Source organism: Kribbella sp. NPDC005582 (assembly GCF_040605415.1).
Lineage (GTDB): Bacteria > Actinomycetota > Actinomycetes > Propionibacteriales > Kribbellaceae > Kribbella.
The window spans coordinates 1631179-1650812 of record NZ_JBEXCU010000001.1 but is presented as its reverse complement, the minus strand read 5'-3'; the positions used below and the strand labels follow the sequence as shown (position 1 = coordinate 1650812).

The window sequence follows — 19634 nt, the reverse complement described above, 5'->3', positions numbered from 1 at the left end:
CTATCCCTTCAGGCCGCTGGAGAAGCCGCGGATGACATAGCGCTGGAGGACCAGGAACACGAGCAGGATCGGCAGTGCGGCGAGCACGAGACCGGCCGCGACCAACCCGTAGTCCGACGTGTATTCGTTGACGAAGGCAAAGATCCGGACCGGCACCGTCTCCCGGCCCGAGCCGCCCAGGTAGAGCAGCGGGGTGAAGAAGTCGTTCCAGATGTGGACCGCGTTCAGGATCAGCACGGTGCCGGTGATCGGCCGCAGCAGCGGGAAGATCACGTGCCGGAAGGCCTGCAGGTGAGTGGCTCCGTCGATCAGCGCCGCGTTCGTGTAGTCGGCGGGCAGGGACCGGATGAAGCCGGTGTAGAGGAAGACCGTGAAGGGCAGCTGGATCCCGGTGTAGAACAAGATCATGCCCTGGTAGGTGCCGAGCAGACCGAGGTCACTGACGAACTGGTACAGCGGGATCATGCCGAGCTGGAACGGCAGGATGATCCCGACCAGGAACAGGATGTAGAGGCTGTAGCTCAACCGCGAGGCCCGCCGAGCCAGGAAGTACGCCGCCAACGAGCCGAGCATGATCAGCGCGACCACGCTGGTGACGGTGATCAAGGTGCTGTTGAGCAAGGCGGAGCCCAGCGACGCCGACTGCCAAGCCTCGCCGAAACTGTCCACCGACGGCGGGTCCGGCGGTGACAGCGGTGCGTTCGCGATCTGCCCAGGATCCTTGAAAGCCAACGTCACCAGGGCGTAGACGGGAAACAGGAAAGCGACCGCGGCGGCCACCATGACCAGCTCCAGGACGAAGGTGCGCGGTCGGTACGCCGTTCTCATGCGGCCGTCTCCCTCGATCTCAGATAGCCGATCTGAACGAACGACACCGCCGCGACGAAGATCGCCAGCACTAGCGCGACCGCGGTGCTGTAGCCGAACTTGCCGAACACGAAGGCCTGTTTGTAGAGCACCGTCGACAAGGTGTCGGTCGCGTAGCCGGGACCGCCGTTGGTCATTGCGATGATCTGCGTGAACAGCGTCAGCCCGCCGACCGTGGACAGCATCACGTTGATCGTCACGGCCGGCGCCAGCAGCGGCCACGTGATGTGCCGGAACCGCGCGACCGTCCCGGCGCCGTCCACCATCGCGGACTCGTGCAGCTCCGGCGGTACGCCTTCCAGCCCGGCCAGGAAGATCACCATCGAGTAGCCGGCGCACTGCCAGATGACCGTGAACGCGACCGACCAGATCGCGAGCGACGGATTCCCCAACCAATCCTGGCGTAGCGCGCCGAGCCCGACCGCGCCGAGTGCCGCGTTGAGGCCGGCGTCGGGTGCCGGGTTGTAGACGTACTTCCACAGGAACGACACCATCACCGGGCTGACCACCACCGGCGCGAAGAAGATCACCCGCAGCAGCATCCGGCTCTTGATGGTGGTGTGTACGCCGAGTGCCAGCAGCAGACCGATCCCGTTCTGCACGACCACGATCGCGACCGTGAGCAGCAGTGTGTTTCGTAATGCACCAAGGGCTTGATCGTCATGGATGAGCTGTTTGAAGTTCGCCAGGCCGACGAACGACCGCTGCTCGCCGACACCGGACCAGTCCGTGAAAGCCGACCCGGCTCCGACGATGCTCGGGTAGAGCATCACCACCGCGTAAACCAGGAGCGCCGGTGCCGCGAAGAACCACGGCGGCGCGATCCCGCCGCGCCCGCGACCGACCCGTCGTACCGGCGGTGGGGCCGGCTTGACGGGCGGCGTCATGACCGCGGTCACGCGCTCTTCCGGTAGGCCTCGTCCATCTTCTTCAGTGCGCCGTCGACCGTGGTCCGGCCGCCGAGCAGCTCCTGGACGACGGCGAAGTGGGTCGGCTGGACCTCGGCGTTCGGCCAGCGCTGGTCCATGAACGGGACCGCCTTGTTGTCCGCCAGGTACGGCAGGAACGGCTTCAGGACCGGATCCACCTTGGCCTCGCCCTCGGAGTACAGGGGGACGCAGGCGACCGCTTCGGCCCAGGCGCTGACGGTCTCCGGCTGTCCGCAGAACTCGATGAACTTGCGGGCCTGCTCGGCCTTCTTGCTCTTCGCGCTGACTGCGAGGCCGACCACGATGCCGCCTGGGATCCAGTTGTCCGCGACCGTGTCGGTGGCCGGGAAGGGGAACATCCCGAGGTCGTCCGGCGACGGCGCGGCCGCGCGGTAGGCCTGCAGGACGGCGGAGACCTGGACGGCCATCGCCGCCTTGCCCGTGCCGACCATCGAGGTGGCCTGCTCGTACGTCGTACCGTTCGGGTTGTCGTTGAAGAACCCGCGCTTCTGCAGTTCGAGGTACTTGGTCATCGCGTCGGCCCAGCCCGAGCTCGCGAAGCTCGTCGAACCCGCCGCCATCTTGTCGTCGAAGTCGGGTTGCTTGGCGTAGACCGTGCCCGGAACCAAGGCGTAGTTGATCAGCTGCGTCACCCACGGGGTCTGCGCGCCGAGTGCTAGCGGCACGATGCCCTTCTTCTTCAGGGCTTCGCAGACCGTCAGCAGTTCGCTCCAGGTCGTCGGCGGCTCGACACCGGCCTTGCTGAACGCCTTCTTGTTGTAGATGGCGCCGAGCACGCTGGTACCGGGCGAGAAGATGTAGGTCTTGCCGCCCTGCTGGTACGCGCCCTTGAAGCCGGTGGGGATCTTTTGCGTCCAGGCCTGGTCGCTCAAGTCCGTGAGCAGTTTCGCCTTGCTCAGCTGGACCATCGACATCGCGCTGCCATTGCCGGGGTAGACCGCGTGCAGGTCCGGAGCGTTGCCGGCCGCCAGCTGCGCCCGGAGCGAGGTCTGCAGCTGGTCCGCGGGCGAGAAGGACAAGTTGAAGTCGAAGTCGGCGTTCTTCGCCTTGTACTGCTCCAACGCCTTGCGCAGCCCGGCCTCCTGACTGCCTGCGCCGATCACTTTCAGCTGTCCGCCGCCGGAGCCGGAGGAGTTGCCGCCACAGGCCGCCAGGGTGCCGGCCGCCGCCGCACCACCCGCCAGCTGCAAGAGGCGCCGACGGCTGACGGGACGCTCGAATACGGATGCCACGGTTCCTCCTGAGCTCGGGAAATATCGTCGATTGACGTGAATTCACCGGAAAGAAGCGTTAACTTCTCACGCCGCGCACGCTACGGACGGCCTGGAGCGGGTGTCAAGAGCTCCGCGAGCTGTTTTGAAAGGATTCAGCGAGTTCGCGATCGTCAGCGATAGGCGGTGACGGCACGTTCGGCCTGAGCCCGGAGCGCATACTCAGCCGGGGTCAGGCCGATCTGCTGTTTGAACTCCTTCGAGAAATGCGCCTGGTCGAAGTAGCCGAGCGCGGCCGAGAGCGCGGCGAGCTCGGTGACCTCGCCGCGCGCGAGCAGCTCGGCGCCGTCGTGCAGGCGGTAGCGGCGCAGCACCCACTTCGGGCCGACGCCGACGTAGCGGCGGAAGAGTCGTTGCAGGGTTCGGATCGAGACGTCGAACCGTTCGGTGATCTCGTCCACCCGAGCCAGGGATCGGTCGGCGGCCATCGTGCTGACGATCTCCCGCACCAACTCGTACGACGGGTCTGGCGGCGCGAGGTGGTCCCGCAAGAACGCCTCGAACACGGCACGACGCCGTACGTCGGATTCTTCGGCGAAGACGAGGTCTGCCAGCCGGTCGCCGTCCGGAAAGACTGCAGTCAGCGGCAGCACCTGGTCGCTGAGTGAACCGACGTCGAGCCCGGTCACGGCACCGAAGCCGCCGGCCCAGAACTTCACCCCGAAGACGCGGCCCCGGCCGACCAGCCGGCGCTCGAACTTGCGCGTGTAGACGCCGTTCACGAAGGCGCCGCCGGGCTGCTCGAAGGTGACGTTGACGCTGGGAAACGGCAGCACTTCGGCGGTGTAGGGCTCGTCGAGATCCCACTCGACGATCCAGTACCACTCGACGAATCGGGCCGCGTCTGGGCCCGGAGCGAGCCGGCGCAGGACGCGATGCCGGGCCTGCTCCCGCGGGTGCAGGATGCCCCGTTGGCTGTCCGACGGAGTGCTCACACTGGCTGTCGCTTTCTTACAAGACCGGTCCGGCTGCCGGTGGGTTGACTAAGAGCATGACGACCGACACCGACAAAAACAGCGTAGTCAGCCCCATTCCCGACGGTTACCACTCGCTCACGCCGTACCTGGCGGTCCCGGACGGCCCGAAGGCGATCGCGTTCTACGAGGAGGTGTTCGGCGCCGAGGTGATCAGCCGGCAGGACCTTCCGGATGGGCGGGTCGGTCAGGCGGAGCTGCGGTTCGGGAACTCGATGCTGCAGCTCAGCGACCAGATGCCGCAGATCGGCCTGCAGGCGCCGAACGGCGAGTGGGTGCACTCGTCGCTGGTCCACTACGTGCCGGATGTGGACGCGACGTACGCGAGGGCGATCGCGGCCGGGGCGCGGTCGGTCGAGGCGGTGCAGACCTTCATGACCGGCGACCGGTTCGGGACGGTGATCGACCCGTTCGGGCATCGGTGGGCGATCCTGACCAAGGTCGAGGACGTGTCGCGCGAGGAAGCCGACCGGCGGGTGCAGGAGTGGCTCGACGCGAACCCGGAAGCCCTCAGCTGAATCAATCACCGCATAAGGAAGCGGCCCGCCGGAACCGTCCCCTGCGGCAGTTTCGGCGGGCCGCTGACTAAGAGTGTGCACGTGATCACGGAGATTGGCAACCCGTTAGGTGATGAAACACTTACTTGAAGTGTTCGTTGGGCGGCTGTGGACGATCGACACAGCGGGTGGACCTGGTTCCGGTAGGCTTCGGTCGTAAGAGCCTGGGTGCGTTACCGGATGAATTGCCGGTGAACGTCTCCGGGCTTCACCGTTTCCAGCGTCCGGCCGCCGCGCGTCGTGAGGGCCGCGGGCCGGCGCGTGAAGAGGAGGGCTGAGATGCCCGCAATCGTGCTCGTCGGCGCCCAGTGGGGCGATGAGGGCAAGGGTAAGGCGACCGATCTGCTCGGGAACACCGGGACCGCGATCGACTACGTGGTGAAGTTCAACGGCGGCAACAACGCCGGCCACACGGTCGTGATCGGCAGCGAGAAGTACGCGCTGCACCTGCTCCCGAGCGGGATCCTGACCCCCGGCGTGACGCCGGTGATCGGCAACGGGGTCGTGGTCGACCTCGCCGTACTGTTCGAGGAGCTGGACGCGCTGCAGGCCCGCGGCGTCGACACGTCCCGGCTGGTGATCAGCGCGAGCGCACACCTGATCCCGCCGTACAACCGGACGCTGGACAAGGTCGCCGAGCGGTTCCTCGGCAGCCGCAAGATCGGCACCACCGGCCGCGGCATCGGGCCGACGTACGCGGACAAGATGAACCGGATCGGCATCCGCGTCCAGGACCTGTACGACGAGAAGATCCTGGAGCAGAAGGTCACCGGCGCGCTGGAGCAGAAGAACCAGCTGCTGGTGAAGGTCTACAACCGTCGCGCCGTCGAGATCCGCGAGGTCCTCGACGAACTGCTCCAGTACGCCGAGCGCTTGCGCCCGATGGTCGCCGACACCAGCCTGCTGCTGAACAAGGCGCTGGACGACGGCAAGACCGTGCTGATGGAAGCCGGCCAGGCGACCCTGCTGGACGTCGACCACGGCACCTACCCGTTCGTCACCTCGTCGAACGCGATCTCCGCCGGCGCCTGCACCGGCACCGGCATCCCGCCGACCCGGATCGACCGCGTGATGGCCGTCGTCAAGGCCTACACCACCCGCGTCGGCGAAGGCCCGTTCCCGACCGAGCTGCTCGACGCCGACGGCGAGTGGCTGCGCCAGCAGGGCTTCGAGTTCGGTACGACGACCGGCCGCCCGCGCCGCTGCGGTTGGTACGACACCGTCATCGCCCGCTACGCCGCCCGCGTCAACGGCGTCTCGGACTTCGTCCTCACCAAGCTGGACACGTTGACCGGCCGCGAGACGATCCCGGTCTGCGTCGCGTACGACGTCAACGGCGTCCGGCACGACGAGATGCCGATGACCCAGACCGACTTCCACCACGCCACCCCGATCTACGAAGAGTTCGACGGCTGGTCCGAAGACATCACCGGCTGCCGAACCTTCGAAGACCTCCCCAAGGCGGCCCAGTCCTACGTCCGCGCCGTCGAGTCCCTCAGCGGCGCCCGCATCTCCGCCATCGGCGTAGGCCCCGAGCGCTCCCAAATCGTCCAGCTCTGAGCTGACCGTCCGCCGGCGTCCTCGTCGTCAGTTGAGGCCGATGATGGGGATGTCGCGGATGAAGGGGGCTTGGCGGAGGTCGTCGAGGGTGGGTTGCTCGAAGGTGGCGCCCTCGGTGGGGTTGCGGGCCCAGTCGGAGCCGGCGCCTTGGGTGGCTTCGTAGAAGGTGTAGGCGCCGAGGGCGAGGAAGACGACGGCTACTGCCGTGGCGAGCCAGCGGGGGCGGAAGATGCTGCGGGCGGTGATGTGGGCGCCGCGGCGGAGGGAGTTGCCGCCGGGGCCCCACCAGGCGGTGAAGAGGGCGGCTAGGCCGGCTGCGCCGAAACCGACTGCTGACAAGGGCTGCCAGCTCACGCTCTTGGCGGTGGCGGCGACTCCGGTGACGACGCCGCCGACGATCACGCCGACTACGAGCGGCAGGATCAGGCAGACGAGGGTGATCAGGCCGGCGGTGACGAGCTGGATCGGGGAGGACGCCACGGCGACGACTCCGTCGGAGCGGCCGGCGCGACCACGGACCTGGCGGCGGCGCATCAGTGCGGTGCTGCCGCGGTCGACGGTTCGGGCGAGCACGAAGAGCACAGTGGCGGCGAGCGTGCCCAGCAACGGGTAGAGCGCGATCAGTCCGGTCAGACCGGCCATCAGCCCGACCACAACCGCCGTACGGCGACCTGTGGCTGGTGCGCGGCGTGGCTTCGCGGGCGGATGCTCGTACGGCGAGACGTCGGTCGACGGTGCCTGGTACGGCGCGATTGGTTGCGGGGCGCTCTGGTACGGCAACGGCATCGCCGGCGGAGCAGCCGCGATGGGTGCGGGACTGTAGGTCGCCGGGTGAGTCACCGGCGGAGTACCGAAGGAGCCTGCAACAGGACCACCAGCGAGTGCCGGACCAGCGGCGGCGGCTCGGGTGGCTTTGCGGGTGGCGGCGGCGTCGCGGACCTTGTCGGCCAAGGGTGAGAAGGCGGACAGCGGCGGGATGACTGGCGGGACCAGGCTGGCCACTTCAGTGGGCGAGGGCTCGCTGGGCGACGGCTCCACAGGCATCACGCGAGTCATCTGGCGCGTGGGTGGGTGCAGCTGGGCGGTTTCGGCAGCGGGGGTCTCGCGCGGCGGCAGCGCGTCGCGGCCTTCGGCGTAGCGGGTGAGGCCGGTCATGATCTCGGCCTGGGTGGGGCGGTCCTCTTTGCGCGGCGCCAGGGCCGCGGTGAGCAGGGTCTTGAGACGTGGGTCGAGACCCTCGAGGTCTGCTTGGCCGGTGTGCACGCGGTGCAGCACGGCTTCGAACGGTCCCTTGCCGAACGGGCGGCGGCCGGTGGCGGCGAAGGTGACCGTGGCGGCCCAGCCCCACCAGTCGGCGGACTCCGACACCATCTCGCCCTCGATGAGCTCCGGCGCCAGGTAGCCCGGCGTACCGATCACCAGGCCGGTCTGAGTGAGCCGGAGGTCGTCGGCGGCCTGGGCGATGCCGAAGTCGATCATCACCGGCTTGCCGTTGAGCATCATCACGTTGCCGGGTTTGAGGTCGCGGTGGATGACTCCGGCGCGGTGGATCGCCTGCAGCGACTCGGCGAGACAGCCGGCCAGCGGGAGCCACTTGCGCGGAGTGAGCGGTCCGCGGTCCTCCACCTGCTCGTCCAGCGGACGCCCCGGCACGAAGCGCGTCACCAGGTACGGGCGCTCCGCTTCCAGGTCGTGGTCGAGGATGCCGGCCACGCCGGGGTGGCTCACCTTCTGCAGTGTGGTCGCTTCACGCTGCAGCCGGGCGCGTGCGGTCTCGTCGTGGGCGACGTGCGGCCGCAGCACCTTCAGCGCGACCTCTTGGAGCTCAGGTCCCTCCGCCAGGTAGACGACACCCATGCCGCCCTGGCCGAGCCGCCGGATCAACCGGTACGGACCGACGCGCTCCTCCACCTCCCCAGCAGGCATGGAAGGCGTTCCCCCTGTGACTGACATGCCATCGACTGTACGTCGGGAGCAGATCAACCAACCACGATGACGTCAGAGGTAATCGCCGGAACGACCTCCAAGATCGAGGCTGGTGCTACCACCAACCGCCAAGGAGGCAGCTGTGACGCACTACGCGATCGCCAATCTGAAGAACGTCCGCGTCGGCGCGGACATCGTCGAGTACCTCACCCGCATCGACGACACCCTTGCCCCGTACGACGGGCACTTCATCGTGCACGGTCATCAGCCGGAGCACGTCGAGGGCGAGTGGGACGGGACGCTGATCGTGATCGAGTTCCCCGACTACGCGAACGCCCGCGCCTGGTACGACTCACCGGCGTACCAGGCGATCCTTCCGCTCCGGACCGAGAACTCCGACGGTGTCACGATGCTGCTGGAGGGCGTCGACCGCACTCACCGCGCCACCGACGTGCTCAGCTGACCCGCAGGCGGAAGGCGAGCAGGCCGCTGCCGACCGCGTTCGTGATCCACGGTCCGGAGCCGATGTGACTCTGGTAGATCAGAGCGGTGACTCCGGTTGCCGGTCCGGAGAGCGTCAGCACCAGATTGCCGCCGGCCCGGTACGCAACTGACGACACCGTCACCGCAGAACCCTCGACGCGGAAGTCCGCAGCCGCACCGGCCGCCACGGTGAGCGGATCGCCGGTCCGCAGCTTGACGACGAGCTGTGAGCCGCTGGCCGTGACACTGGCCGGGTTCGGCGCTGAGACGCCGGCGGCGGGACCGCCGTACAGGTCGCGGGCGATCACCGCGAAGTTGTGGTCGCCCAGGTCGCGGTAGCCGCCGAGGTACGCGTAGTGGCAGCCGTCGTGGCCGGACAGCCCGTTCGTAGAGAGCAGTACGACGTCGTCGATGTCGCCGAGTGCACGCTGGGCCTCACGGAGGTTGATGCTGGTGGTGTTGTTGCAGGGCGACGTACGCACCTGGTTGACGTAGTACCGGGTCGCACTGCCGAAGTCGGCGCGCCAGTCCGCCAGCAAAGCGCGGAAGCCGGCTACATGCACTGCTGCGTTGTCATTGTCGCTCTCGCCCTGGTACCAGAGCAGTCCACGCACCTGACCGATCACACCAGCCGCCTTGAGTCGCGTCCGCAGCCGTCCGTAGTTGGTGGTGAGGTCGTCCGGGGCGGCGTCGTTCCGCTGGAAGAAGCTGATCGGCTGACCGCCGTGCGCACCCTGCACGATCGCCACCGGCACCTTGTAGGTGTCAACGATCCGCCGGCCCATCCGGATCGCCCACTGCCCGATCGAGCCGGACTGCACAGTCACGTCACCAGTCGCGTAGTGCCAGACCCGATCGGCCCCAGAGATCTCGGCGTCAGACGTCGGAGTGCCAAAGCTCCGCAGGTACGGCGACTCCTCGACGTTCGCATTGCCGTTGTACTTGGCCGCCTCCGCATTGGACTGCCCCTGGATGACGTACACGTCACCCGAGACCACACCGGTCCGTCGAGCGACCACTCGGTTGATTCCGCTGCCCAGCGCCCGCAGTTCGAAGGTGTACTCCTGCAGTGCCGCGTTGATCCGCGGAGTGAAGCGGAAATCCCGCGACTGCGAGCTGTACGTGTCGGTGTGTCCGTTGCTGGAGACGCGCAGCTGCACCTCGGTGACGTTCGGATCCGTGATCCGTCCAGCCACTGGCACGTTGGCTCCGTTGGCAGTGTCCCGCGGAACCAGTTGGCGATCCTGCGGCGCCTCGGACAACGAGACCACCGCCGTCCGGACGTACGCCGTCAGCTTCCGCTGCGTGTAGCGAGCGGCGTTGCCGGCAAAGGTCCAGTCCGGCTGGCCGGAGGGATTCGTCCCGATCCCGATCGACAGCGGTACGTCGGCAGGCTGGGTGAACGAGTTGATTCCGAACACCGTCTTCGCAGCCAGGTCGGATGGCCGGGTCGGCCCGACCTGCGAGACCTGGAACGACCCGTACGCACCAGTGGTCGGACTGTCGTCCACGTCGTACGTGATGGGAGAGGTGTTCGCGACCTGGGTGCTGCTTCTCTCGGCGTACGTGTTCGGCCACATCTCCAGGTAGCCGGTCTGGCCGAGGCCGGTGGTCACGTCCGGCACGTTGGAGGCGACCTCAAGATCGTCCACGCGCTGCCGCGTGACCTGTCCGGCCTTGGTGGGGATCCCGAGGTTGCGGGCGTCCTTGGAGAACGGCTCCATCGCAGTCCACACCCGCTGCGGACCGTCCGGCCCGTTCAGCTCGAGGCAGTACCCGACACGGTCGAAGTTCGACCCGACCTCGGTACGGCGGTCCAGCGTGTACGGCAGCTCCTTGTCGAGCCACCCAGCGCGTTCGGGCAGTGTCAGCTGCAGTACCGGCGTGAAACCGACAGCTGCAGCAGTACAACCGGCTCCGGGATCACGGAGTGCGGGAAGAACGGCGTCGGCCTGCACAGTCAGAGTCGAACCGAGCAGAGTGGCGGCGAGCGTTCCGACGATCAGACGTCGAGACATGGCGGACCTCCGGGGGCGGCGGATTGTCAGTCACCTTGATAGCGACTGCCCGCCCCCGGCGGCTGCGGTCCAGCGGCCGTCGTGCGGCCAGCGGTCCGAACCCTGCGCCCAGCGACCTACGGTGTCAGCTGCGCACCAGCTGCGGGTAGGCCTCGGCGAGGTCGCGGGAGACGACTGCCTTCGCGCCCCGGGCGGTGTCGTCGGCCAGCACCTCGTAGGCGCCGGACTCGATCCCGTCGAGGGCTTGGCGGGCGATGTCCTCGGCCTTCGACTTGGGTGCGTCGATGGCCGCGGTCATGTCGGTGTCGACGTAGCCCATGTGCAGCCCGGTGACACCGATGCCGCGCTCGAGCAGCTCGATCCGCAGAGCGTTGGTCTGCAGCCAGAGCGCCGCCTTGGACGCCGAGTACGCACCGGCCAGGGCGACCCAGGAGAGCGCGGAGTGGGCGTTCAGAATGTGACCGCCGCCGTTGCGCTCGATGATCGGGACGAACGCCTTGGTGACCTCCAGCGGGCCCCAGAAGTTCGCCTCGAAGACCGTCCGGAGCTCGTCGGTCGGCGCGTCCAGATAGGTCCGCGGCGCGGTCACGCCGGCGTTGTTGATCAGGACGGTCACGTCCGGCGCCGCAGCGGCGAGCGCCGCGATCGAGGCGGGGTCGGTGACTTCCAGCGGCAGCGGTACGACGCGCGGGTCGTCGCTCGGCACGGGCTTGCGCGCCGTCGCGTAGATCTTCGCGACGCCGCGGGTGAGCAGGTCGTCGACGAGAGCCTTGCCGATGCCGCGCTGGCCACCGGTGACGAGGACGACAGCGCCTTCAAGTGCGGTCATGATGACTCCTGAGAGATGAGGAAACCGATCTGTTTCTCCTAACGTAAACCGATCTGTTTCTTATTCCAAATCGAGCCGGTACCCTCGTCGTATGAGCACCTCGGCGACACCCCGCGAACGTCTCCTCGAGGCCGCGGGCGAACTCTTCTACACCGACGGCGTGAACATCGGCGTCGACGCACTCTGCAAGGCGGCCGGAGTCTCGAAGAAGTCGATGTACCAGCTGTTCCGCTCCAAGGATGAGCTGATCGCGGAGAGCCTGGCCGCGCGCGGCCCGCAGGTGCAGTCGGCCGTGTGCCCCGGCCCGGAGGACGAGCGGCCGCCGCGGGACCGGATCCTCGCCGTCTTCGAGCGCCAGGACGACCGTGTTGCCGAAGGCAACTTCCTCGGCTGCCCGTACGTCGCGACCGCCGTGGAGCTGAAGGATCCGGAGCACCCGGGTTCGGTGGTGGCCCGGCACTTCAAGCAGCAGCTCACCGACTTCTTCCACCGCGAGCTGGTCAAGGCCGGCGCGGAGGACCCGAGCACACTCGCGATCCAGCTGACGATGATCTACGACGGCAGTGCCGCGCGCGGTGTCGTCCGGGCCCAGCCGCTGGGCGGGATCGGCGTGCTGACCGCGGCCGCGCTGCTGGATGCGGCCGGGATCCGCGCCGCCGAGCTCGCCGGCCAGCTGAGCTGAACCAGCGCGCCGGTAGGGTCGCGCAGGTGGAGATTCCCGCGGAGTTCCAGGAGTTGCTGTCGTCGACGGCGGTCGCGATCGTCGGCACGATCGGCAAGCAGGGCGAACCGCAGATCACGCCGCAGTGGTTCCTCTGGGACGGCGAGCAGGTCCGGATCAGTCTGGTGGAGGGCCGGCAGAAGCTGCGCAACCTCCGCCGGAACCCGCGCATCTCGGTCATGATCGTCGACCCGGCGCGGCCGACGTACTATCTCGAGTTGCGCGGGCGGGTGGACGAGCTGGTCCCCGATCCGGAGCTGGCGCTCGAGCAGGCGATCGCCCGCAAGTACGTCGGCGAGTGGTCCGATGTGGAACCGCCCGGTACGCCGCGATTCGCGGCGGCCGTCGTCGTCGAACGCATCACCAGCCAGCTCGGCCACCCCTGACGACGGGCCGGTTCAGGTCGTCAGCTGGGCCAGCTCCGCGCCGGCCAGCAGGAACGCGCCGACGCCGAAGTCGGCCGTCGACCCGTAGTTGACCGGCTGGCTCGACTCCGGCCGGTCGCCGACCTTCTGCACGTAACCGAGGAAACCGTCCGGATGCACGGCGGTCTGCACCATGCCGTTCCACGCCCGCGCCGCCATCGGCAGATAGGTGGCCGAAGGCAACAATCCGGTCCGGACCGCGTACGCCGCCGCGTACGCGAAGAACGCCGTACCGCTGGTCTCCGGGCCGGGGAGGTGTTGTGGGTCGGCCAGGTTGACGTTCCAGAAACCGTCCGAGCGTTGGATCGGCCGCAACGAACTCACCAGCTGCGTCAGGCCGGTCTTGTACTCCGCGACGTTCGCCTGATCGGCCGGAAGCGCCTTCAACGTCTTGACGTGCGCCGCCGCGACCCAGCCGTCACCGCGTGACCAGATCACCGGTTTCCCAGTGGGAGAAAGGATTCCGGTCGGTAGGAACCGTTCGTCGCGGTACCAGAGTCCGCTCGACGGGATCCACAACTTCCGTGTCCGCTTGGTGTGGTTGTAGAGCTGGTACACCTTCGTCCAGTACGCCGGATCGCCACGCAGCCGACCGATCCGCGCGAACGGCGGCATCGCCATGTGCAGTGCGTCGCACCACCACCAGTCGTCGACCTTGGTGCTGTTCACCATCCGGCTCAGCGTGTCGGTCGCCGCGGTCAGTTTGTCGGCGCTCGGCTCCAGCTCGTAGAGATCGAGATAGGTCTGGATGCAGTTGTGGTTGTCGGCATGCCGGGTCGTGACGCCGCCCGGGATGCCGTAGTTGTGCCGCTCGGCCCAAGCGCGCGCGTGATTCAGGTAGCGCACCTCACCGGTCAGCTTGTAAGCGGCCATTAGACCGCTGAAGAACGTCGCGCGGGCCCAGCCGTTGTCGCCGGAGTCGCTGTGGGTGGCGATCCACTGATCGGCGACGCGGCGGACCACGGCGATGATGTCGGCCCGCCGCGGCAGGCTCGGAGCGGTGGTTACGGAGGGTAGTGCCGGGGCGGCCATGACTGCGGTTCCGACGGTCAGGAACTGGCGTCTTTTCATGGGACAAATCCTCACTTTGTTCCACTGAACTGGGAAGAAACCGGTATTGGTTCCAGCGTGAAGTAATGCCTGCTGAGATGTTGACGCCCTTACCGTCCGTCGTCAAACTTCCGAAAAGACTCTGCGGATTCTGGGGACTGCAGAGTCCTCCGCCCCCATTTGACGCAAGGAATCCGCCCATGCGAATCAAACCTCTCCTGATGGCTGGGGTGAGCGCCGCTCTGGTGGCCGGCGCTCTCAGCAGCCCAGCGGTCACCGCCCAAACCGCGGAAGCGGCCCCGGCCGTCTTCGCGCATCCCGGTGTCGGCGTCAGTCGGGCCCAGCTGGACTTCGTGAAGGCGAAGGTCCAGGCCGGTGCTCAGCCGTGGACCAACGCCTTCAACCAGGCCAAGAACAGCGCGTACGGTTCGCTGTCCCGTACGGCGAAGCCGCGTGCGGTCGTCGAGTGCGGACCGTACTCGCAGCCGAACTACGGGTGCACCGACGAGCGGCAGGACGCGATCGCGGCGTACACGGACGCGTTGATCTGGTACATCACCGGAGACACGCGGTACGCGCAGAAGTCGATCGAGCTGATGGATGCCTGGTCTGCGACGATCCGCGATCACACCAACAGCAACGCGCCGCTGCAGACAGGCTGGGCCGCCTCGTCCTGGCCGAAGGCTGCCGAAATCATCAAGCACGCCTACGGAAACTGGCCGAACTCCGGCCGCTTCGGCACGATGCTGCGCAACGTCTACGTCCCCGAGATCATCAACGGCTCGAACTCCAACGGCAACTGGGAGTTGACCATCATCGAGGCCCTGCAGGGCATCGGGGTGTTCCTCGAGGACCGCGCGATCTACGACAAGGCGATCTCGCTGTTCAGCTACCGCGCACCGGCCTACGTCTACCTCGCGTCCGACGGCGCATTGCCGAAGACGGTGCCGAGCCAGAACCTCAACACCCGCGACAAGATCGTCAGCTACTGGCAGGGACAGGGCACCTTCGTCACCGGTCTGACTCAGGAGACCTGTCGCGACTTCGTCCACACCGGCTACGGCATCTCGTCGATCTCCCACGTGCTCGAGACCGCACGGATCCAGGGCATCGACATGTACCCGCAGTACGGCGAGCGCCTGCGGCAGGCACTCGGCTTCCAGGCCAAGTACGAGCGGCAGGCCGAGCCGGTCCCGTCCTGGCTGTGCAACGGTTCGGTGAACCGCGGCCTCGGCCCGATCACCGAGGTCGGCTACAACGCGCTGCACACCCGGCTCGGGATCGCGATGGCGAACACCCAGGCGCTCACCGAGGCCAACCGCCCGTCCGGTACGAACGCCCTGTTCGTCGCGTGGGAAACGTTGACCCACGCGGAGAACCCGGCCTGAGCTAGCGGCGAGGCGATCAGCCGATCGCCTCGCCGCGTTTCCAGTAGCCCTGGAAGGAGATTGCGGGCTTCGGCAGGCCGACCACGTTGACCAGATGACGGCGTACGGCCTTGATCATCGCGGATTCGCCGGCCACCCAGGCGAAGTCGACGGTCTCGGGCAGTGCGGCTGCTTTGAGTGCCTCGAGCAACGGAAGCTCGGCGTCCGAGGCCGGTACGGCGGTGATCCACGTGACGTCCGCCGTACCGGCAGTCGGGAGTGGCCTGATATCCCGCTCGTCCGGGACCTGCGCGAAGACGGTCGCATGCACGCCCGGCTCCAGCTCCTCGAGGATGCCGGCCAACGCGGGCAGCGCGGTCTCGTCGGCGATCAGGACGCGGTGGACGCTGCTGCTCGGCGGCACGTAGTCGACGCCGGAGTTCAGCATCCCCTTGATGCTGGTGGTGTCGACCCCGAACGGGAGGAACATCCCGATCTCCTGCCCCGGTACGGCGTTCGTCGCCCACGCCGAGGCGGGACCGTCGACGCCGTGCAGCACGAACTCGATGTCGAGCTCGTGCTGATCCGCCCGGAGCGCTCGGATCGTGTACGTGCGCATGATGACGCGCTCGGCCTCCGGCTGCCCGCACCAGTCGACGTACCAGTTCTCGCCGGTCGGGAGCTTGAGTTCGCCGCCGTTCGGCGGCGGCAGGAGCACCTTGATCCGCTGGTCGGGGCCGGCGGTGACCGCCTCGGCGAGCCGCGGTGCGACGAAGGTGACCCGGCGCAGGTGTGGGCTCAGGTCTTCGACGGCGCGAACGGTCACCAGCAGCGAATCGAAGACGATCGGCGGGGTGGCGACTGTGGTCATGCGGGTTTCTCCCAACGAGACTCGGATGCGCGCTCGACGACGGCCAGGCTATTGTGAGGCACGTAGAGGTTAGCCTTACCTAAGAGGATTCCGAAAGCCTGATGCCACCGTCCAGCACCGTCGCCGATTCCGCCACGGGCGCGACCGCTGCCGGTTCCGCGCCCCCGCGCCGGACCCGGCGGGCCACGCTGATCCTCGGCCTGGCCGGGTGTTTCGCCTTGCTCACGCTGGTGGTTCTGCTGAGTATCGCGATCGGGTCGAAGCAGATTCCGTTGTCCACAGTGATCGATGCGCTCCGTCACTACGACGAGTCGAACACCGATCATGTGATCGTGCACTCACTGCGGGTGCCCAGAACTGTCATCGGTCTGCTGGTCGGCGCCGCGCTCGGACTCTCCGGTGCCTTGATGCAGGGAGTCACCCGCAACCCGCTCGCCGATCCCGGCATTCTCGGGGTCAACGGTGGCGCGGCACTGTTTGTTGTCGGCGGCATCTATTGGTTCGGGTTGTCGAGCCTGACGTCCTATGTCTGGCTGGCCTTTGCCGGTGCGGCCGCCGCCTCGGTGGCGGTCTACTTCCTCGGATCACTCGGCCGGGAGGGCGCGACGCCGGTCAAGCTCGCGCTCGCCGGTGCCGCGCTGACAGCGATGCTCGGATCGCTCACGACCGCCTTGCTGATCAGCGATGTCAACACCTTCGACCAGTTCCGGTTCTGGTCGGTCGGGTCGCTCGCCGGCCGCGGTACGGAGATCGCGAGCCAGGTGGCGCCGTTCATCCTGATCGGAATCGTGCTGTCGCTGGTCTGCGGCCGGGTGCTGAACGCGATGTCGCTCGGTGACGAGGTCGCGAAGTCGCTCGGTCAGCGTGTCGGGCTGGCCCGCCTGTTCGTCGCAGTCGTCGTCGTACTGCTGTGTGGTGCGGCCACTGCGGCCGCCGGGCCGATCGGATTTGTCGGGCTGACCATCCCGCATGTCGCGCGGTTGATCACCGGGCCTGACTACCGCTGGATCCTGCCGTACTCGATGGTGCTGGCGCCGATCCTGCTGCTCGGCTCCGATGTGATCGGCCGGGTCGTCGCGCTGCCGGGCGAGCTGCAGGTCGGCATCGTGACCGCGGTCATCGGCGCACCGTTCTTCATCATGCTGGTACGCCGACGGAAGCTGGCCGACCTGTGACCACGGCCGAAGAGGCAATCCACGTGATCAGCCGGGCCCGCGCGGTCCGGCAGGCCCGCACGGTCGCGGTGATCGCCGTACTCGCGGTCCTCGTGTTCGCGACGTTCTGCGTCTCGCTGTCGCTCGGTGACTTCAAGATCCCGGTGATCGACGTCGTGAAGACCTTGTTCGGCGGCGGCGACCGGGCGACCGAGTTCATCGTCAACCGGCTGCGGTTGCCGCGGGCGCTGACCGGTCTGATGGTCGGCGCCGCGCTCGGCATGTCCGGCGCGATCTTCCAGAGCATCGCCCGCAACCCGCTGGCCAGTCCCGACATCATCGGCGTCACGTACGGCGCCAGCGCGTTCGCCGTGTTCGCGATCGTCACGCTCGGGCTGACCGGGCTGGCGGTGTCCGGCTTCGCAATCGTCGGCGCGATCCTCACCGCGTTCATCATGTACGTGCTGGCCTGGCGGCACGGAGTGTCGAGCTACCGGCTGATCCTGATCGGGATCGGGATCGGCGCGATCGCCACCAGCATTACGTCGTACCTGCTGACCAAGGCCCGGGTCGAGATCGCCCAGCAGGCGCTGATCTGGCTGACCGGTTCGCTGAACGGACGCGACTGGTCGAACGTGCAGGCGATGACCGTCACGCTGGTGATCACCGCGCCGCTCTGCGTCTGGCTCGTGCACCGGCTGCGGATTCTTCAGCTCGGCGACGAAACGGCGTACGGGCTGGGGTTGCGGGTGGAGAGCTCGCGGCTCGGGTTGATCGTGGTCGGCGTACTGCTGGCTGCGGTTGCGACCGCGGCCGCGGGGCCGATCGGCTTTGTGGCGTTCGTCGGTCCGCCGATCGCGCGCCGGCTGACCCGGTCGCCGGGGCCGGCGATGATCTCGTCCGCGTTGATCGGAGCGCTGGTGGTGGCCTTGTCGGATCTGATCGCGCAGCACGCGTTCGGCGAGACGCAGTTGCCGGTCGGTGTCGTCACCGGCGTGGTGGGTGCGCCGTACCTGATGTTCCTGCTGGCTCGGACGAACCGGGTGGGAAGTGGTGGCTGAGATGGAGAACTCTGTGGAGCGACCCGTGACACGACACAGCCTGGCGGCTGAAGGACTCGCGGTCGGGTACGACCAGCGGCAGATCATCGACGACCTGTCGGTGGAGATCCCCACCGGCAAGATCACCGTCATCGTCGGCGCCAACGCCTGCGGCAAGTCCACGCTGCTGAAGACCCTCGCCCGGCTGCTCAAGCCCTCGAAGGGCTCGGTGCTGCTGGACGGCAAAAGCATCCAGTCGATCCCGACCCGCGAGGTCGCCACCAAACTCGGCCTGCTGCCGCAGTCGCCGACCGCGCCGGAAGGCATCACCGTCGCCGACCTGGTCGGCCGCGGCCGCTACCCGCGCACCCGCTGGATCCGTCAGTGGACCAAGACCGACGACGAGGCGGTCGCGCAGGCGATGACGTCGACCGACGTCCTGGAGATCGCCGACCGCCCGATCGACGAGCTCTCCGGCGGTCAGCGCCAGCGGGTCTGGATCGCGATGGCGCTCGCGCAGGAGACCGACATCCTGCTCCTCGACGAACCGACGACGTTTCTGGATCTCACGCACCAGTTCGAGGTCCTCGACCTGCTCGTCGACCTGAACAAGCGCGACGCCCGCACCATCGTCCTGGTCCTGCACGACCTCAACCAGGCCTGCCGCTTCGGCGACCACCTGATCGCGATGAAGGACGGCGAAATCGTTGCCAAGGGCAACCCGGGCGACGTGATCACCGAGGAGGTCGTGCACGACGTCTTCGGCCTGCACGTCAAGATCATCCCCGACCCGGTCGCCGGTACGCCGATGGTCGTCCCCCTCGGCCGCCACACCACCCGCACCGACCGCCCCACCGACGTACCGGCGGACCGCCGTACCGATGTACCGGCGGACCGCCCCACGGATGTCGACGCGGACCGCTCCGGCGATGCCTCGATGGATGCTCGCGCGGACGCCTCGATGGAGGCTCGCACGGACGCCTCGATGGAGGCTTCGCCGAGCAACCCCGCCGCCGCGGCCCTCGCCGCCTCGGGCGCCGCCAACGGCATCTGCCGCCCCACCACCCGCTGACCCCCCGCTTCCCATCTGGTGGGCTGGCCCGCCGCATTGTGGGTGTACCCACCGCATGCGGCTGGTCCACCCACCTCGGGATGGGCTGACCCATCAAATGGGCCTCTCCTCCTCAACGTGTGTGGTACGACGCGGGGCGCTGCACGGTGGCTTCACTCGCACCCCCATCGGTGGCAGCAGGATCGGCGACTGTGCGGACTGTGTTGCCGGCAACCGATTGCCGGCGACACAGAAGTCACACTCGACCGCAACTCACCACACTCATCACCGTGGCTTCGGTCGCGGTCCGGGGGCTCGCGCCTGCGATCGTGGTTGGCTCCGGGCGGACCTGAGCCACTCACCAACCCGCACTTTCGTCGCTCAGGGACGGACCGCTGAGCGTGTGCCGGACCGGCCGCGCGGAGTTGGACAGTGGTGGGCGTCCGCCGGCCGGCATCCGCACGGTGGCTTCACTGGCCGTGCCCAACGAGCAGTCCATCTCGACTGTGACGACAGTGCC

17 protein-coding genes and 1 pseudogene are annotated in these 19634 nt (G+C 67.7%); 9 read left to right on the top strand and 9 right to left on the bottom strand.

Annotated features, from left to right (window positions below; translation table 11 throughout):
• From ABZS29_RS08255 to ABZS29_RS08240, 4 genes are all read right to left on the bottom strand, one after another.
• Complete coding sequence (locus ABZS29_RS08255; protein ID WP_355459717.1) at positions 1-828, bottom strand: carbohydrate ABC transporter permease; 828 nt, start codon at positions 826-828, stop codon at positions 1-3.
• Positions 825-1766: a sugar ABC transporter permease gene (locus tag ABZS29_RS08250; protein WP_355459715.1), complete on the bottom strand. Its 942-nt coding sequence runs from the start codon at positions 1764-1766 to the stop codon at positions 825-827. Before ABZS29_RS08250 ends, ABZS29_RS08255 begins: the two co-directional genes overlap by 4 nt.
• Positions 1763-3049, bottom strand: coding sequence for an extracellular solute-binding protein (locus ABZS29_RS08245; RefSeq protein ID WP_355459713.1), 1287 nt, complete (start codon positions 3047-3049; stop codon positions 1763-1765). Before ABZS29_RS08245 ends, ABZS29_RS08250 begins: the two co-directional genes overlap by 4 nt.
• A 152-nt stretch (positions 3050-3201) precedes the next feature.
• Positions 3202-4023: a helix-turn-helix transcriptional regulator gene (locus ABZS29_RS08240; protein ID WP_355459711.1), complete on the bottom strand. Its 822-nt coding sequence runs from the start codon at positions 4021-4023 to the stop codon at positions 3202-3204.
• Between the two features lie 56 nt (positions 4024-4079).
• Here ABZS29_RS08240 and ABZS29_RS08235 point away from each other — a divergent pair, with 56 nt between their 5' ends.
• Together ABZS29_RS08235 and ABZS29_RS08230 are read left to right on the top strand one after the other, a co-directional pair.
• Positions 4080-4580, top strand: a complete 501-nt coding sequence (locus tag ABZS29_RS08235; protein ID WP_355459709.1) for a VOC family protein — start codon at positions 4080-4082, stop codon at positions 4578-4580.
• 318 nt (positions 4581-4898) lie between these two features.
• Positions 4899-6179: an adenylosuccinate synthase gene (locus ABZS29_RS08230; RefSeq protein ID WP_355459707.1), complete on the top strand. Its 1281-nt coding sequence runs from the start codon at positions 4899-4901 to the stop codon at positions 6177-6179.
• A gap of 27 nt (positions 6180-6206) precedes the next feature.
• Here ABZS29_RS08230 and ABZS29_RS08225 read toward each other — a convergent pair whose 3' ends face one another.
• On the bottom strand, positions 6207-8132 hold the full coding sequence (locus ABZS29_RS08225; protein ID WP_355459705.1) for a serine/threonine-protein kinase: 1926 nt from the start codon (positions 8130-8132) through the stop codon (positions 6207-6209).
• 115 nt (positions 8133-8247) lie between these two features.
• Here ABZS29_RS08225 and ABZS29_RS08220 point away from each other — a divergent pair, with 115 nt between their 5' ends.
• Positions 8248-8568, top strand: coding sequence for a DUF1330 domain-containing protein (locus ABZS29_RS08220; RefSeq protein ID WP_355459703.1), 321 nt, complete (start codon positions 8248-8250; stop codon positions 8566-8568).
• Here the strand turns inward: ABZS29_RS08220 and ABZS29_RS08215 are convergent.
• Both ABZS29_RS08215 and ABZS29_RS08210 read right to left on the bottom strand, forming a co-directional pair.
• Positions 8561-10606, bottom strand: coding sequence for a sialate O-acetylesterase (locus ABZS29_RS08215; RefSeq protein WP_355459701.1), 2046 nt, complete (start codon positions 10604-10606; stop codon positions 8561-8563). The two genes, ABZS29_RS08220 and ABZS29_RS08215, sit on opposite strands and share 8 nt — an antisense overlap.
• 124 nt (positions 10607-10730) lie before the next feature.
• Positions 10731-11435 carry an SDR family oxidoreductase gene (locus ABZS29_RS08210; RefSeq protein ID WP_355459699.1) on the bottom strand — a complete coding sequence of 235 codons (705 nt, stop codon included), beginning with the start codon at positions 11433-11435 and terminating at the stop codon, positions 10731-10733.
• A gap of 91 nt (positions 11436-11526) precedes the next feature.
• Between ABZS29_RS08210 and ABZS29_RS08205 the strand changes: the two genes are divergently transcribed.
• A complete protein-coding gene (locus tag ABZS29_RS08205; protein WP_355459697.1) occupies positions 11527-12117 on the top strand; it encodes a TetR/AcrR family transcriptional regulator in 591 nt (196 codons plus the stop codon).
• Positions 12118-12143: 26 nt separating this feature from the next.
• Complete coding sequence (locus ABZS29_RS08200) at positions 12144-12542, top strand: PPOX class F420-dependent oxidoreductase (RefSeq protein ID WP_355459695.1); 399 nt, start codon at positions 12144-12146, stop codon at positions 12540-12542.
• Positions 12543-12554: 12 nt separating this feature from the next.
• On the opposite strand, the gene ABZS29_RS08195 is transcribed toward ABZS29_RS08200, so the two are convergent.
• Entirely contained in the window at positions 12555-13652 is a 1098-nt protein-coding gene (locus ABZS29_RS08195) for a glycoside hydrolase family 88 protein (RefSeq protein ID WP_355459693.1), read from the bottom strand.
• A 179-nt stretch (positions 13653-13831) separates the two neighbouring features.
• On the opposite strand from ABZS29_RS08195, the gene ABZS29_RS08190 reads away from it, so the two are divergent.
• Complete coding sequence (locus ABZS29_RS08190; protein WP_355459691.1) at positions 13832-15019, top strand: alginate lyase family protein; 1188 nt, start codon at positions 13832-13834, stop codon at positions 15017-15019.
• Positions 15020-15035: 16 nt separating this feature from the next.
• On the opposite strand, the gene ABZS29_RS08185 is transcribed toward ABZS29_RS08190, so the two are convergent.
• On the bottom strand, positions 15036-15869 hold the full coding sequence (locus ABZS29_RS08185) for a siderophore-interacting protein (RefSeq protein ID WP_355459689.1): 834 nt from the start codon (positions 15867-15869) through the stop codon (positions 15036-15038).
• A 101-nt stretch (positions 15870-15970) separates the two neighbouring features.
• Between ABZS29_RS08185 and ABZS29_RS08180 the strand changes: the two genes are divergently transcribed.
• The 3 genes and pseudogenes from ABZS29_RS08180 to ABZS29_RS08170 form a co-directional block, all read left to right on the top strand.
• Positions 15971-17044: an iron chelate uptake ABC transporter family permease subunit gene (locus ABZS29_RS08180; protein WP_355459687.1), complete on the top strand. Its 1074-nt coding sequence runs from the start codon at positions 15971-15973 to the stop codon at positions 17042-17044.
• The gene (locus tag ABZS29_RS08175) at positions 17041-18084 is read left to right on the top strand and encodes an iron chelate uptake ABC transporter family permease subunit (RefSeq protein WP_355459685.1); all 1044 of its coding nucleotides are present in this window, start codon (positions 17041-17043) and stop codon (positions 18082-18084) included. The genes ABZS29_RS08180 and ABZS29_RS08175 overlap by 4 nt, the downstream gene beginning before the upstream one ends.
• Position 18085: 1 nt before the next feature.
• Positions 18086-18904, top strand: a pseudogene (locus ABZS29_RS08170) (ABC transporter ATP-binding protein); the annotation flags it as partial.
• Positions 18905-19634 lie beyond the last annotated feature (730 nt).

What these genes read in the sequence shown, in the direction of transcription:
- ABZS29_RS08215 (WP_355459701.1), bottom strand. Translation starts at nt 10,606, where the DNA reads ATGTCTCGACGTCTGATCGTCGGAACGCTCGCCGCCACTCTGCTCGGT.
- ABZS29_RS08230 (WP_355459707.1), top strand. Translation starts at nt 4,899, where the DNA reads ATGCCCGCAATCGTGCTCGTCGGCGCCCAGTGGGGCGATGAGGGCAAG.
- ABZS29_RS08180 (WP_355459687.1), top strand. Translation starts at nt 15,971, where the DNA reads ATGCCACCGTCCAGCACCGTCGCCGATTCCGCCACGGGCGCGACCGCT.
- ABZS29_RS08195 (WP_355459693.1), bottom strand. Translation starts at nt 13,652, where the DNA reads ATGAAAAGACGCCAGTTCCTGACCGTCGGAACCGCAGTCATGGCCGCC.
- ABZS29_RS08225 (WP_355459705.1), bottom strand. Translation starts at nt 8,132, where the DNA reads ATGTCAGTCACAGGGGGAACGCCTTCCATGCCTGCTGGGGAGGTGGAG.
- ABZS29_RS08190 (WP_355459691.1), top strand. Translation starts at nt 13,832, where the DNA reads ATGCGAATCAAACCTCTCCTGATGGCTGGGGTGAGCGCCGCTCTGGTG.
- ABZS29_RS08235 (WP_355459709.1), top strand. Translation starts at nt 4,080, where the DNA reads ATGACGACCGACACCGACAAAAACAGCGTAGTCAGCCCCATTCCCGAC.
- ABZS29_RS08185 (WP_355459689.1), bottom strand. Translation starts at nt 15,869, where the DNA reads ATGACCACAGTCGCCACCCCGCCGATCGTCTTCGATTCGCTGCTGGTG.
- ABZS29_RS08210 (WP_355459699.1), bottom strand. Translation starts at nt 11,435, where the DNA reads ATGACCGCACTTGAAGGCGCTGTCGTCCTCGTCACCGGTGGCCAGCGC.
- ABZS29_RS08205 (WP_355459697.1), top strand. Translation starts at nt 11,527, where the DNA reads ATGAGCACCTCGGCGACACCCCGCGAACGTCTCCTCGAGGCCGCGGGC.
- ABZS29_RS08255 (WP_355459717.1), bottom strand. Translation starts at nt 828, where the DNA reads ATGAGAACGGCGTACCGACCGCGCACCTTCGTCCTGGAGCTGGTCATG.